Here is a 14419-nt window from a genome sequence, read left to right as displayed (position 1 = left end):
CCTGTCATTTCGCAATCATAGCAGCTTGGGCCCCCATAGGCGTAGCCCTTGCCGGGATTGCGGTCAGCCGGCCTTGCGTCTCTTGGGCATCAGGGCCTGCCAGGCCAGCAACAACCGGCTGGCTTCAAGCTCCGGATTGGCGTTGTAGACGCCGGCCGCCCTGGACTCCCGGATCATGTCCAGCAGCTCATGGGCCCGCCACGCCGGGTTCCGCTTTGCCAGGAATCCGAGCATGTCCGATGCCTCCGCGTCCGAAGCCTGGCCACCAACCGCCATACGCGCGAGATCCGCTGCCCAGCCTTCGAACAGGAACAGCGCATCCTCCAGCCCCATGGCTTTGAACGCCTTGGCGGCCTCGGCCACGGGCATCTGCCCCTTCATGAACTGCCGGAAGCTTTCGAACGCCTCATCGCGGAGCTTGAGAAACTCGCCATTGACGTATTCAAGGGCAAGTCGCGGTGCGTTACCCGCCAGCATCAAAGCCTTGGCCAGCACCTCTGCGGGAGGTCGCTGATCTTCATCCAGCTCGGTTACCTTCGACACCAGCCAGCGTTCCGCCTGCTCCCTCGCAGGCACAGGAATGTTCAGAGTCTGGCAACGGGAACGAATGGTTGGCAGCACCGGGCGGCCACTTTCCTGGAGCAGCAGCAGGGTGACGTCCGCCAGTGGTTCCTCAAGGGTCTTCAGCAAGGCATTCGCGGCATTGATGTTGAGCTGGTCGGCCCGATCAATGATCGCCACCTTGTGATGGGCGACTTGGGGCGAGCCCACGGCAAACGACGACAGCGCCCGGATCTGGTCCACCTTCACCATCCGGGACTTTTCCGGCGCGTAGATCCGCACATCCGGGTGGCTACCGGCGGCAACAAGCTCGCATTGTTTGCAGTGACCACATGCGACCGGGAGACCTGCCTCATTCTTCACCGGCCGGTCGCAAAGGAGCAACCCGGCCACAGCTTCCGCCCAGGCCCGCTTGCCGACGCCCCGCTCGCCATTGATGATCAGGGCATGGGGCAGCCGGTCCTCGGCGAGCCGGGCCTGGATCTGTTGCCAGGCTCGCTGGAGCCAGGGCATGTCTTGGGCAATATCGGTCACGATGTTGTTCCGGATTCGCTGTGTGGTTGGCGCCCCTTTGAGGCATCCCGTAACTGGCGCTTCATGGTGCCAAGTAGCCGCCGCATTCGCCGCAGTTCCTGGTCGTCCGATTCGGATGAGGACTTATAGTAATGACTGTTCACCATTCGGGCAAAACGGCGTGCCGTTTCGGTGACTGAAGGTCGCGCTTGCGACAGCCGGTCTGCCAGAGTGCTGGGCGTTTCGCCCTGCCGGACCGGTACACCAGCACCTTCGCATGCGCGATACCAGGACAGCAGCACTTTCTGGAAGTCATCCCGGCGTTCACCCCGACGCAACTGCAAGGCTGAAAACAGGCCGGCAATCAGCAACCCGGCTCCTACAATACCGGCGGTCAGATAGCCCAGTTCCCTCATGCCGATACCGCCTGGCAGGCGGGACATCAGATCCATCTGGCTCTGGCCCTGGTAACCGACCACCCAGCGCTGCCACTGATAGTTGATTCGATCCAGCTGGAGACTGGCCCATTGCACCAGTGCCATATCACCGTACTTCTGGGCCGAGAGGACCTCGTCCTCCAGGAACGAGCCTTCCTCCGCCACCGCGTCCCGGAGGCCGGACTCGATCCGTGCCGGAGAAATCGCTGCCGTGGGATCCACCCGCACCCAGCCCTGGCCATCCAGCCAGACCTCGACCCAGGCATGGGCGTCATACTGACGCACAATCAGGTATTCCCCCCCTGCACCAGGCTCGCCACCCTGATAGCCGACAACCACCCGGGCCGGAATACCTGCTGCTCTCAGAACGAAGGTGGTAGCCCCCGCATAGTGGGCGCAGAAGCCGCGTTTCTGATCGAACAACAGGGCATCGATGCCATTTTCGGGCATGGCCGGCGGACGGAGTGTGTAGAAGTATTCCTGTTCACGGAACCGGCTGAGCAAAGAGTCAACCACCCCCTCGTCAGAAAAGCGTTGGTCCAGCTCGCCGGCCAGCTCACGGGCCCGCGGGTTTCCGGACGCGGGCAATTGCAAAAACCGGCGCCGCTCCGCCGGACTCAGCTCAGCGTTACCGGGACTACGGGATTCATCAAGGGTGAGGCGGTAACGCATCGGGCTGTCCGCCGGTCGGCGGAAGCGGAACAGGTCATCGCCCTCTTCCACCACGTTGTCGGAAACCGCCGATGAGCCTTCCAGGGCGAAAGCCCAGCGCTGATCGGTCGGCTCCATCAACACATCATACTCACGGCCACCCAGCGGCCCGACGCCCCCATCCATGGCAATCCGGCCCGGACGACGGAAACCTTCTTCACGCCCCTGACGCCAGGTTTCGCCATCCAGATAATCCAGCACCAGGCCGCGCCAGTAACGATCGCGGTATGCGGGTATTTCACCCCCGAATGTTGCCCGGAAAGCCCGCTCGCTGCTTTGTGCAAGGTTGGAAATATCACCCGGCCGCATGGTATCGCTGATGCCCGAGCGGGCCTCTCCGGAAACCAGCGGCACACTCCAGAGCGGTGCCATGCGGGGAAAGAAAACGAACAACAGCACCACGACCGGCAGGGTTTTCAGCAGCAACCCGCCCAGACGGCGCCAGCCGGAGGGCATATCACTGGGCAGGTCCGGGGCATTGAGCACCTGCAACCCCACCAGCAGTAAAGCAACAGCAAGGAAGTTCACCAACGACCATAGAATGTTCTGCTGGAACAGGAAGTTGACCCCGGCCAGGTACACCAGGATGAAAAACAGCACATAGAAGTCCCGCGTTGAGCGGGTTTCCAGCCACTTCAGCCCCACCGCCAGCACAAAGAACGAGGCCGCGGTATCCACGGTAAAACGGCCCTGGACGGTAGCAACATAGACGGCAATCAGCACCAGCATGATACCAGTGCGCAACCAGCGCCCCGGAAGCCGGACTCTGCCTTCCTGCGCAAGCCAGCGCCACACTGCCAGTATTCCGCAGGCCGCCACCAGCCAAATCGGCAGTCGGTCCCACTGGGGCGCCAGCAGAACGGCGAAACTGCCGATCAGCCAGAGCAAGGCATTCGAAGGCAGAGCGTTCGCCGGCTCAACAGGCTCGCGACCGAGAGAGAAGGCCCGTGTCAGTTTCATGCAGCGGCCTCCTTCTCCCTGGGAGCCTCATGCCAGCGGGTGCCATGCTGCGCTGATATTGCATCTCTCGGAGGTTCCTCGCCCCACACAGCCAGGGCGCGCAGGCAGCGGGTGACGTGGGCTGGCCCCTGATCAGGCTCGATCACCTGCCCCGGGAGATTCAGACCGAATGGCGTGCTGCCCTTCGCCCGTTCCAGCACCTGCCGGGCGAGATAACTCAGCCTCAGCTCGTTGTCAGCGCCGACGAACGCATAGAAGTCCAGCCACTGCGGGTTGCCCTGCTCGCCCTCCCAGTCCGCGACCACCATCTGCCCGGTACGGGCATAACGCTTCCACATGACACGCTGGCTCAGATCGCCCTCGCGCCAGGGACGAAGGTCCGCGTTGTCGTTTCCGATGGTTGGCCGCTGGGCACTGTCCTCGTCCCCGTCCTCAACAGTGCTTCCCGCATCAGGCGCTGCCACGGGCCGGGGAAAAACGATCGCCGGCGATATCGGCCGGACCCAGGACCAGGCCTTCAGCAAACCAAAGGGAAAGCGTGTCTCAATCCGAACCATGTCGGGCCGAAGGTAACCCCGATGAGCGGAAGGAACCGGCAAGGTCACATCCCGCGCCTGCCCGGCGGGGATATGAAAAGGTGCAAGGACGGAACCCTCACAGGAAAGCCGTATCGCAATAGCCGGGCCTTTGCCTGCGGACGCCCGGAACCGGTACGGAACCTCATCGCCGGCAAAGCCCTCACCTGGTTGCGTCACCGTCAATTGCAGGCCCGAGAGGTTGCGATGAGTCTGGTGCATGGCACCGACAAACAGTGCGCCAAGAAGGAACGTGGTGAGATAGATCAGGCTGTTCTGGTAATTGATGCCGGTGATCAACATCACCAACAGCAGGATACCGAAGACCACACCAGCCCCGGTCGGGAGAATAAAGATGTTCTTCTGATTGAAGGACTGACTGTCCGATCGGGGGACCCGACGGTTCACCCAGCGCTGCCAGCGTTCGCGAAATACTTTGATCATCCTGCCCTTCTGGCCATGTACGAACGGAAAAGTTCCACGACTATACCAATGAAACTACAGCTTTTTATAAAGATACTGACAATTCAAAGAGACTGATCACAATCCCGGTGGCACTCGGTTGAAAAACTGTCCAACAAACCGAATACTGAGAAGCAGATCAAAGGACGAGGCCACACTATGAAAGGCACACATCTGCTCGCAAGCGCCATCGCCGGCCTGACCGCCAGTCTGGCAGCAAATGCGGGCGTGGAGGCCCTGACTTCCGACGAAATGGTGGAAACCTACGTCAAGGACTCAGCGGTCATCATCGTACCCAAGGAAAAGCGGAAATCCGAGGCTGACCGACGGCGCATCATTCGGTCCCTGACCATCTCCCCGGGCGAGCCCGTACTCACCGAAGCCGAGGAAGAGGCCTACCGGGACCTGCTGCAGAAATATATGGAAGAGGATCGGGAAGATGCCCTATCCGCCGCGGAAGAGGAATTCATCCGCCGCGCCCTGCTGCTTCCCACTGATCAACTGGCTGCAGCCCAACCCATCGCCGAGTTTACTCCCACCATCCCACCTCTGATCTTCGGCCAGCAGATGGAGATTCCGGATGAGCCGTTCACGCAGACCTTTCTCAATGACCAACTGAGTGTCGGGTTTGATGGGCAGAATGTGAATTTCTCGATTGGGAATCCTCCGGGGATTGATCAGATTCGGATTCCGGAGGCGATTAATGAAGGGCCGATCAGTTTGACGCCGAGGGCTGGGGGCGGGTTTGATCTTTCTATTGCGGTGCCGGAATAGCCGGCCCTTATCGCACTCCTTGGCTAAAGTTCCCTTGCTACAAAAACAAACCCCGGAAATCCGGGGTTTGTTTGTTCTGGAAAGAACACTCTGGATCGCCCAGAGTGTCTTCTTCGATATCTGATTACGGAGTGGTTACCGGAGAGATATCGTGGCCATAGATCGCCAGCTTGGTATCGGTGATGGCGAGGTTATCCAGGTTTACAGAACCAATGGATTGGCCATTGCCACCAGCGATATCACCACCAATCTGGATATCAGCGATGTTCACGTCCATGTATACATTGTTGACATCAACGCGCAGGACGTTGGTCGCAGTGGATGCGCCCAGCCCAGCCCCTTTATATACATCAAGATTGACATTAGCATAACTCGTAAGTTTGCCCAGCATGAGATTTGCGCCGGTCTGCGTCATATCAATACCTTCAACCACGCCAGTACCAGCATCAACTTCTTGCTGAGCAGTGTCACCATTTCCATCGTAGTCGAAGTTCATCCCAGCACCAGTAACCACCATGTCGCGAATGCCAATACCCAGGAAATCAACGTCGAAATCCATGTCTTGAACATCAAAGGCGGCGACGATGTTCAAGTGATCGGTTGCGGTATCAACTCGCATATCCAGCTGTGCCAGATTACCCCAACCACTCATGTTGGAAATCAGCGTTGTGCTACCAGTACCGGTGCCTCCAGCCAGAAGTTCCATGGAACCAACAGTCATACCCCAGTCGATAGGATTACCGTCAAGGGTACCTACGTGGATCACTGCGTCACCGTCATCTGCCACGTCGATGTCTATCTTGAGCTGATCAAGCAGTCCATTAGTGATATTGCCAGCACCATCCAATACGGCACCATCCTCAGTAACACCAGCACCACCAAGAACAATGTCGTTCACTGCAAAGGAACCTTCGTCAGTGTACTTGAACTGACCAATGCTCACCTTGGTTTCCAGTTCGATGGTCACACCGGCCTGACCGGTTACGTTACCCATCGCGGAGTCATTCAGAGCCTTCAGTTCTGCCTGGGCAGCGAAGGGTGCGGCAGCTACCGCAGTAGCAAGTGCAATTTTTTTCAGGCCTTTCATTCTTATCTCCTTATAAACTCATTTTTTTGTTATCTGAGTTTTTGATTTGGCGTGAGGTCCTTATCCCCACGCCTCCATTTAAGATTGTTTTACAGTCCTAATCCGTGATTACCCTCACAGTTCGTCACGTTCCATTTACAACCTGAAACAAATCACGACCACTTCTCACTCAGCCTGAAATTTCTGGCGCATCGGCCTTTTTGTCATAAAACATCTGGAAAGGCTTATCTTTGGTAACTGACTGCGAATATTGAATTTTTTCTCCTTCGACCTTATAGGGGACAAACTTGTTTCCCGAAATGCCAAGCCTGTGCTCGTGCTCCATCACCAGAACCTTCTGAGGATTTTCTTCACTCATTTGCCCCGCATAGAGAATCGCAGCCGCATTGATCTGGCCCCTGCGCGCTATGGATTTGAGAGCTGCCCGAAACATAACAATACGTATATTCGCCGGAGCGCCCTCTGCTGACTCATCGAGCTTCAACTCCTTCACCGTGACCCCGTCTTTCATTAGCATCCACCCGGAAGGCATCGGAGTCTCCTCGGGCTGGATTCTTTCCTGATATTCCTCAGTTGCCTGTTCGGCCAGGTACGCGAGCTGTTTGTTGGCGATGACGAGGTAACGTGCCATCTCTTTCTTGTCTATGACACCGTCAGAAAGCACGCTGTTTTCCGGAATCTTTATCTCCACGGTGTCCTTGTCCTGGGCCTGGGTTATACCTGTAGTAAGTAGTAGTGACACAGACACTGAGGCTATGAGGGTTTTGAGAGAGTGAGGCATCGTTCTTTCCCTTGTTATTGTGCTGATTTGAATACGTTCACTGAGGAACTCGGTTAAAATAATCGTCCACAGGCAGGATCTGCTGTGTGAACCTGTTTTCATTAGATCAGCGGTTCCGCAGAACCGACAACGCCCGTTTTGTGCCCTGTTTATCATTCTTCCAAAATTCTTCGGAGGTACCTTGAGCCCGGCCACGACCCGCCAGCTATCCCGGGAAGAGTTCGCACGTTTGCTGCAACACGCCTCGACACAGGATGATTTTATCCACGTGGGAACTGTTGGCGAAGGTACTGGCAGGGGTACCTGGCGGGGATTTTCGTGTGGTGCGGCCGATTCCCGTGTTTTGCATCTCGGTGATCCGGACAGTGACGGGCTTGTGAGACTGGCCCGTGAGATGGAGGCGGAAATCGGCAGATTTGATAGCCATACGGCTGGCCTGAGCTGCCTGGTCGGCGGCTGGATTGGGTTTCTGAGTTATGAATTGGGTTATATCCGGGAACCGCGTCTTGCGCCGATCTGCCCCGCACTTCCCGTGCCTTTGGTGTCGGCTGGCTTATATCTCTGGATGGCCAGCCATAACCGCGAAACCGGCGGTTATTACCTCTGGGTGCATCCGGAATGCCCTGAAAATCAGGTTGATCAGATAGGAAAGTGGCTTTCCGGGCCTGATAACGGTGAACCTTCAAGCTGGAAGATCACCGAGCCTTTCACACCCCGGCAATCTCCGGAATCCTTTAAAACCGGTGTCCAGACTATCCGCAATTACATCCAGGCTGGGGACTGTTATCAGGCCAACCTGTCGCAGGAATTTACTGGCAAGTTTAGCGGTGACCCCTGGTGTGCCTTTCAGGCATTGGCGGAGGCGAACCCTACCCCCTACAGTGCGTTTATCCGGGCCGGTGAGTATTCGGTTCTTTCGATCTCTCCGGAGCGCTTTCTCGATATAGAGGGTCGGACGGTAAAGACCAGTCCTATCAAGGGGACTCGGCCGCGGGGGAAGACACCGGAAGAGGATGCGACTCTTGCGGCTGAGCTTCAGGCTTCCGAGAAAGATCGGGCTGAGAATCTGATGATTGTGGACCTGTTGCGTAATGATCTGAGTGTGAATGCTGTTACCGGGTCCGTTTCGGTGGATCAGCTGTTTGCGCTGGAGTCCTATCGCAATGTGCATCACCTGGTCAGCCATATTCGTGCGGACCTGGCTGAGGGGGTTTCACCGCTGAAGGCGCTGTTTGATGCGTTTCCCGGGGGGTCGATTACCGGTGCGCCGAAGATTCGGGCGATGGAGATTATCCGGGAGCTGGAGCCGCATTGGCGGGGGCCTTACTGTGGCTCGGTGTTTTATTACGGGCTGGATGGACGGCTGGATAGCAATATTGCGATTCGGACCCTGCTTTGTGATGGGGAGGGGACGATTCGGTGTTGGGGTGGTGGCGGTATTGTGGTGGATTCGGATCCGGAAGCTGAATATCAGGAGACGTTGGCCAAGGTTGGGTCTTTGATGGGGTTTTTGGAGGAGTTGGAGGTTGGGCCTGGGGGGAAGGGGTCAGGGTGAAGGTGGGGTCAGAAGAAGGCTTTCTTCTGACCCCGAGTTCAATACCTGCACCCAGTTAGCTTCTGGCCTTGTGGGATGAAGAAGGGGTCAGATGAAGGTTTTCATCTGACCCCGGAGTTCGTGCCTGCCCCTCAGTTAGCGTCTGGCATCGCGGGGTGAAAATGGGGTCAGATGAAGGCTTTCATCTGACCCCTCGGGTAGACGCGGCTCTCGGCTCAGGCAGCCAAATAGCAAAATGGGGTCAGAAGAAAGCTTTCTTCAGACCCCGGCATCCGGACCAATCAGCAGTCGTGGACGGTGCTGGCTTTGAGGAATTCCTGTTTGAGCTCGTCGAAGTTGTGGACGGCCGGGAAGTGGGGGAATTCGTCGATGACGTTTTGCGGGGCGTGGATGAGGATGCCCTGCTCTGCCTGGCCCAGCATGGTGGTGTCGTTGTAGGAATCACCGGCGGCGATGACGCGGTAGTTCAGCAGCTGGAAGGCGCGGACTGACTGGCGCTTGGGGTCGCGCTGGCGCAGGAGGTAGTTAGTGATCTGGCCATCTTCGGCCACTTCGAGTTTGTGGCACAGGAGTGTCGGGTAGCCCAGTTTTTTCATCAGGGGCATGGCGAACTCGTAGAAGGTGTCGGACAGGATCACTACCTGAAAGCGTTCGCGCAGCCAGTCGAGGAATTCCCGGGCACCGGGCAGCGGGTCCAGCTCTCCGATCACTTCCTGGATCTGCGGCAGGCCATAGCCGTGCTGGTCGAGAATGCGCAGGCGCTGCTTCATCAGCACGTCGTAATCGGGAATATCACGGGTGGTGGCCTTGAGTTCTTCAATGCCGGTTTTCTCGGCGAATGCGATCCAGATTTCCGGGATCAGTACTCCCTCAAGGTCAAGACATGCGAGTTCCACAATGGTCTCCTGATTACGTGGTTCGGTGGCTGAGCTGCCGCTCGTGTTTGATCAGGAGCGTATGATAAGGAAATCCTGTACGGAATGCATCGTGATTCTGGGGTTCGAAACCAGTGTAATAAGGTATAAATATATAGATTGTCATTCCTTCCGGCTATGAGGGATTGAATGTTAACCTGCCGGAACACTGATTAAAGGTATGTTTTCTCCATGACGGATATCGACACCCTTCGCACGGAACTCGAGGGCCAAAGCCCCAGGGCCATCCTCAAGGCCGCACTCCAGCGTTACGACAACATCGCTATCTCGTTTAGCGGTGCCGAGGATGTGGTCCTGATTGAAATGGCCCACAAGCTCACCGACAACCTGCAGGTGTTCACCCTGGATACCGGTCGGTTGCACCCGGAGACCTATGAGTTTGTGGAGAAGGTCCGCAAGCATTACGGCATCGAAATCGAGGTGCTGTTCCCGGACGCGGCGGAAGTGCAGGATCTGGTCAATCGCAAGGGTCTGTTCAGCTTCTACGAGGACGGCCATTCCGAGTGCTGCGGCGTCCGCAAGGTCAATCCGCTGAAACGCAAACTGGCCACGGTAGATGCCTGGATTACCGGTCAGCGTAAGGACCAGAGCCCCGGTACTCGCAACGACGTACCGGTCGTGCAGGAGGATTCGGCGTTCTCAACTGAAGACAGGACCCTGGTGAAGTTCAACCCGCTGGCCAACTGGACGTCCAAGGAGGTCTGGGACTACATCCGGATGTCGGAGGCGCCCTACAACAAACTGCACGAGAAAGGTTTTGTCAGTATCGGCTGCCAGCCCTGCACCCGACCGGTGCTGCCGGGCCAGCACGAGCGGGAAGGCCGCTGGTGGTGGGAAGAGGCCACGCAGAAAGAATGCGGCCTGCATGCCGGGAACCTGATCGCCAAAGACTGACCAGTCCCCGGTCATCTCGAACTGCCCGCTTAGTAGGTGGGCAGTTCCACGTCCTTGAACAACTCCTCGATCTCTGACCGACTCCCCTGATGCGCAACCGCCGCGTCCACCCTCTCCTTGGTGAGGTGCGGTGCGAACCTGTGCATGAAGTCATACATGTAGCCACGCAGGAAGGTGCCCTTCCGGAAGCCGAGCCGGGTGACACTGGGCCGGAACAGTTTTCGGGCATCCAGGGCGACCAGGTCGGTATCAGTCTTCGGATCAAATGCCATGCTGGCGATAATGCCAACGCCCAGCCCCAAACGGACATAGGTCTTGATGACGTCGGCATCGGCGGCGGTGAACACCACCTTGGGTGTCAAACCTTGCGTCTGGAACGCCTCGTCCAGCTTCGAGCGACCGGTGAAGCCGAACACATAGGTCACCAGCGGGAATTCGGCCAACTCCGGCAGTGTGAGCTCCGGCCTTTTCGCCAACGGATGATCCTTGGGCACGATAACGCTGCGATTCCATTTATAGCAGGGCATCATGATCAGATCGTTGAACAGCTCCATGGCCTCGGTGGCAATGGCAAAATCAACCGCACCGTTCGCCGCCATCTCGGAAATCTGCATCGGGGTACCCTGGTGCATGTGCAGGGACACATCCGGATACTCTTCGATGAAGCCGCTGATGATCGGCGGCAAGGCATAGCGGGCCTGGGTGTGAGTGGTGGCAATACTCAGATCACCCTTACGCTGGTTACTGAATTCCTGGGCGATTTTCTTGATGCCTTCCACCCGTCGCAGGATCTCGCCCGCTTCCCGGATGATGATCTCGCCGCCCGGCGTGATACGGGTAAGATGCTTACCGCTGCGGGCAAACACCTCGAGGCCCAGCTCGTCTTCCAGCAGACGGATCTGTTTCGATATCCCGGGCTGCGAGGTGAACAGGCTTTGGGCGGTCGCGGACACGTTCAGATCGTGATGGGCAACTTCCCAGATATAGCGCAATTGTTGTAATTTCATCGATTGCTGCACTCCCGCATAAAAACTTTAGCTTTCATTCTTTTTTATTATAGATAAAACCTTTTCCAAAGTTTAGACCAAAATTGCATTTACGCATCATTTCACCACGATCTGAGTCATTAGAAACCTTGACTTGTCTGACGCAAAGCACACAATCCGACTAAGATTCTTACTTTCCGGCATTCAGGGATCCAATGCTGCTGACCACGAAATTCCTACGGCCCAGTTCCGATCCGAGAGCGGTTCCCCGCGATCGGCTGCGAGCCTTGCTGGATCCTGCAGGGCCGAAACGACTGGATCTGGTCATAGCCCCGGCCGGATTCGGCAAGACAACCCTCGTCAGTCAGTGGTGTGCTCGCACGTCGTCTCCTACCGCCTGGCTGTCCCTGGACGAGCACGATGGCCAGCCCCGACGATTCTGGCACTACGTGATCGGCGCTTTCGAATATGCAGGGCTGCCGGGCATGGCCCAGTGCCACAAACTGCTGGCTCAGGAGGACAAAGGAGATCCCACGGCCGTCATCACGGCACTGATCAACGAGCTGGCCCGGGACGGCGGTGCCTGGGCGCTGGTCCTCGATGACTACCACTTTATCCAGGACGACACCATCCACCGCCAGCTGGCCTGGTTCATTGATTACCTTCCGCCGGGCGTGCTGGTTTGTTTGGCCTCACGCACTGAGCCACCTCTCCCGCTTGCCCGCTGGCGGGTTCGCCGCTGGGTAGAGGATATCCACCCCGGATTGCTCGCATTCTCCGAACAGGAGTGTGGGCAATTTTTCCGGGACACCATGGGGCTGGATATCACCGACGAAGATGCCCGCACGATCTGCCGCAAAACCGAGGGCTGGGTTGCGGCCATGCAGTTGTCTGCACTTTCCGGTGACAACAGCATTTCCCGGGAGGGACTGGCGAAACCGGCCGGAAACCTGGAAGTGGACGAGCGCCATATCAGCGATTACGTGCTGACCGAGGTGCTCGATAAGCAGCCCTCCCACCTGGCTGACTTCCTCCTGGAAACTTCCTGTTGCCCTCGCCTGAATGCATCCCTGTGCAACAGCATCCGGGGACGGGACGACAGCCAGGAAATTCTGGAAGAACTTCTCCGACAAAACCTGTTCCTGATTCCACTGGACAATCACAACGGCTGGTTCCGTTACCATGATCTGTTCCGGGACGCCCTTTCCAGGCGGATGCAACACACTCAGCCGGAACTGGCCGAATCGCTCTGGCGCAAAACCGTCGACTGGCTGCTGGCTCACGGTCACGTACAGGAAGCCATTGCCCAGATTGTCCGCCACCAGGACTGGCCCTGGCTGGCCCGGGTGCTGTCGGAGCATGGCAACAATCTGATCCACGGCGGCTTTCACCTGCCGGTACTGGACTGGCTGGGTGCACTGCCAGAGCATTTGTTGAGTGAAAGCCCGCAACTGCAGATGTTGAAGATCTGGGGTTTGTTCTTTGCCAATCGCGTCGACAGCCTGGAACCTCTGCTCGTTGCCCTGGAAGACCTTCTGGACCGGCGGGTCGCCGATTCCCATCCGGATGCCGAAGGTGCGCTCGGACTGCACAGCGAGATTTCCCTGATCCGTTCCTATCTTGCCCGCTCCCGGAGCGACGACAAGGCAGCCAGCGACCTCACCCGTCGCGTGTTGGAGGAGATCGACCACACCCGGATCCCCCTGAAATCCGTCACCTACTACGGGATTGCCCTGGACGGTTTCGGCCGCGGTGAATTGCCCGAGGCCGAGGACGCCCTGCGCTCCGCCGTCCATTATGGCCAGGTAGAGCGGAAACCCAGCACGGTGCTTTCCAGCGGTGGACTGCTGGCCTGGATCCAGTACAACCGGGGCGATATCGACCTGGCCCTGGAAACCTGCACCGAAATTCGGCGATGGGTGGACAGACATTATGCCGATCCGAGCCAGCCCAGGCTGATTTCGTGCTGGCAGAACAGTGCCCTGACCGAGATCTACCGGGAACGCAACGAGCCGGAGCTGGCCCGGAGCCACCTTGCGCCCCTCCTTGAACACGTCAGCAATGGAACCGAACCCGGTCAGCATGTGGTGATCCAGTACGTACGCGGGCACCTGGCCTTCAGCGAAAGCAGGTTCCAGGACGCTATCGAAACCCTTGAGGATGCCTGGCAAACCAGCAGAAAACGACGCGACCACATCGTCTTTGAACCGCCGGCCAGTGCCGCCCTGCTCGCACGGTGCTTCCTGGCTGAGGGGCACCCCGAAAAGGCCGCAAGCATCATGGCGGCCACCGAAGGAGAACACGCCACCAATCCCCTGAACCGGGAACAGTTACGCATCAGCCAGGCCCGGGTATTGAAGGCCCTGGGCAAGCCGGAGAACGCATTGGAGTGCCTGGTCGGACTACGGGAAACCGCATCACGCCATGCCCACAACCGACATCTGGTGGAGATTCTGCTGGTGTCTGCGGAAGCAGAGGATCTTCTGGGACAGGCCCGAAAAGCGAACGCCCTGCTGAACGAGGCGCTTGAGCTTGCCTCGGGCTCCGGATTTGTCCGGCTCTTTGGTGAGGAAAGCCCCAGGATTCGCGAGATGTTGCTCGATCTGCCTGCGCTCCGGACACCGGGTAGCTGGAACCGGCGAGTCCTGCACATGCTCCGGGAGCTGGAGAGCACGCGGGTCGCACATGAAAAGCAGGCCGCCAGACCGTCCGTTGGCCAACAATCTTCTGTGTCGGAGGATAACGGAAGTCTTGTGGAACCCTTGAGCCAAAGGGAAATGGAAGTTCTTGCCCTGATCAACGAAGGTCTGGCCAACAAGGACATCGCCAGCAAGATGGAAGTGGCGCCGGCCACCGTCAAGGCCCATATCCGTAACCTCTACGGCAAGCTTGCCGTTGGGCGCCGGACCGAAGCCCTGGCCAGGGCCCGGGAGCTTGGGCTACTGGAATCCTGAGGGGAATCAGTCTCTACTTGTGACCCCCATCACATTTTTCAGAACCTTTCCCTGGCCACTACGCCCTTTGGACGATCCGTCTACGCCCTCTACTCCCCTATTATTCTTCCGACGGTGAGGCAAAGCCCCACCAAAGAATTCTGGGTATACGGATTTAATGGTTGATGGGGCACCTTCACCCCATCAATCTGATACCACCCTCAGATGGTTGATAGATCGACTCCGTAGTTGAGT

11 protein-coding genes are annotated in these 14419 nt (G+C 57.9%); 4 read left to right on the top strand and 7 right to left on the bottom strand.

Annotated features, from left to right (window positions below):
- Positions 1 to 63 precede the first annotated feature (63 nt).
- From holB to DET50_RS17335, 3 genes are read right to left on the bottom strand one after another with little or no spacing between them, the layout of a single operon-like run.
- The gene (holB, locus tag DET50_RS17345; protein ID WP_113864006.1) at positions 64 to 1095 is read right to left on the bottom strand and encodes a DNA polymerase III subunit delta'; all 1032 of its coding nucleotides are present in this window, start codon (positions 1093 to 1095) and stop codon (positions 64 to 66) included.
- A complete protein-coding gene (locus DET50_RS17340) occupies positions 1092 to 3182 on the bottom strand; it encodes a transglutaminase TgpA family protein (RefSeq protein WP_113864005.1) in 2091 nt (696 codons plus the stop codon). Before DET50_RS17340 ends, holB begins: the two co-directional genes overlap by 4 nt.
- On the bottom strand, positions 3179 to 4201 hold the full coding sequence (locus DET50_RS17335; RefSeq protein WP_113864004.1) for a DUF58 domain-containing protein: 1023 nt from the start codon (positions 4199 to 4201) through the stop codon (positions 3179 to 3181). Before DET50_RS17335 ends, DET50_RS17340 begins: the two co-directional genes overlap by 4 nt.
- A 177-nt stretch (positions 4202 to 4378) precedes the next feature.
- Here DET50_RS17335 and DET50_RS17330 point away from each other — a divergent pair, with 177 nt between their 5' ends.
- Complete coding sequence (locus DET50_RS17330; protein ID WP_113864003.1) at positions 4379 to 4993, top strand: hypothetical protein; 615 nt, start codon at positions 4379 to 4381, stop codon at positions 4991 to 4993.
- A gap of 124 nt (positions 4994 to 5117) precedes the next feature.
- Here the strand turns inward: DET50_RS17330 and DET50_RS17325 are convergent, their stop codons facing one another.
- On the bottom strand, positions 5118 to 6080 hold the full coding sequence (locus tag DET50_RS17325) for a DUF6160 family protein (protein ID WP_113864002.1): 963 nt from the start codon (positions 6078 to 6080) through the stop codon (positions 5118 to 5120).
- Positions 6081 to 6249: 169 nt separating this feature from the next.
- A complete protein-coding gene (locus tag DET50_RS17320) occupies positions 6250 to 6771 on the bottom strand; it encodes a hypothetical protein (protein WP_147252229.1) in 522 nt (173 codons plus the stop codon).
- Between the two features lie 271 nt (positions 6772 to 7042).
- Between DET50_RS17320 and pabB the strand changes: the two genes are divergently transcribed.
- On the top strand, positions 7043 to 8416 hold the full coding sequence (gene pabB / locus DET50_RS17315) for an aminodeoxychorismate synthase component I (protein ID WP_113864000.1): 1374 nt from the start codon (positions 7043 to 7045) through the stop codon (positions 8414 to 8416).
- Positions 8417 to 8697: 281 nt separating this feature from the next.
- Here pabB and thrH read toward each other — a convergent pair whose 3' ends face one another.
- Entirely contained in the window at positions 8698 to 9312 is a 615-nt protein-coding gene (gene thrH / locus DET50_RS17310) for a bifunctional phosphoserine phosphatase/homoserine phosphotransferase ThrH (protein ID WP_113863999.1), read from the bottom strand.
- Between the two features lie 210 nt (positions 9313 to 9522).
- Between thrH and DET50_RS17305 the strand changes: the two genes are divergently transcribed.
- Positions 9523 to 10245, top strand: a complete 723-nt coding sequence (locus DET50_RS17305; RefSeq protein WP_113863998.1) for a phosphoadenylyl-sulfate reductase — start codon at positions 9523 to 9525, stop codon at positions 10243 to 10245.
- A 29-nt stretch (positions 10246 to 10274) separates the two neighbouring features.
- Here DET50_RS17305 and cysB read toward each other — a convergent pair whose 3' ends face one another.
- Positions 10275 to 11252, bottom strand: a complete 978-nt coding sequence (cysB, locus tag DET50_RS17300) for an HTH-type transcriptional regulator CysB (protein WP_113863997.1) — start codon at positions 11250 to 11252, stop codon at positions 10275 to 10277.
- A 194-nt stretch (positions 11253 to 11446) separates the two neighbouring features.
- Between cysB and DET50_RS17295 the strand changes: the two genes are divergently transcribed.
- Complete coding sequence (locus DET50_RS17295) at positions 11447 to 14185, top strand: winged helix-turn-helix domain-containing protein (RefSeq protein WP_113863996.1); 2739 nt, start codon at positions 11447 to 11449, stop codon at positions 14183 to 14185.
- The last annotated feature ends 234 nt before the right edge of the window (positions 14186 to 14419 follow it).

The organism is Marinobacter pelagius, from assembly GCF_003315345.1.
GTDB lineage: Bacteria > Pseudomonadota > Gammaproteobacteria > Pseudomonadales > Oleiphilaceae > Marinobacter > Marinobacter pelagius_A.
The sequence above is the reverse complement of the archived record's forward strand: the minus strand, read 5'-3'. Positions and strand labels throughout refer to the sequence as shown.

Coding starts and splice junctions, on each gene's coding strand:
- DET50_RS17340 (WP_113864005.1), bottom strand. CDS start 3,182: ATGAAACTGACACGGGCCTTCTCTCTCGGTCGCGAGCCTGTTGAGCCG.
- DET50_RS17335 (WP_113864004.1), bottom strand. CDS start 4,201: ATGATCAAAGTATTTCGCGAACGCTGGCAGCGCTGGGTGAACCGTCGG.
- DET50_RS17330 (WP_113864003.1), top strand. CDS start 4,379: ATGAAAGGCACACATCTGCTCGCAAGCGCCATCGCCGGCCTGACCGCC.
- DET50_RS17325 (WP_113864002.1), bottom strand. CDS start 6,080: ATGAAAGGCCTGAAAAAAATTGCACTTGCTACTGCGGTAGCTGCCGCA.
- DET50_RS17305 (WP_113863998.1), top strand. CDS start 9,523: ATGACGGATATCGACACCCTTCGCACGGAACTCGAGGGCCAAAGCCCC.
- cysB (WP_113863997.1), bottom strand. CDS start 11,252: ATGAAATTACAACAATTGCGCTATATCTGGGAAGTTGCCCATCACGAT.
- DET50_RS17295 (WP_113863996.1), top strand. CDS start 11,447: ATGCTGCTGACCACGAAATTCCTACGGCCCAGTTCCGATCCGAGAGCG.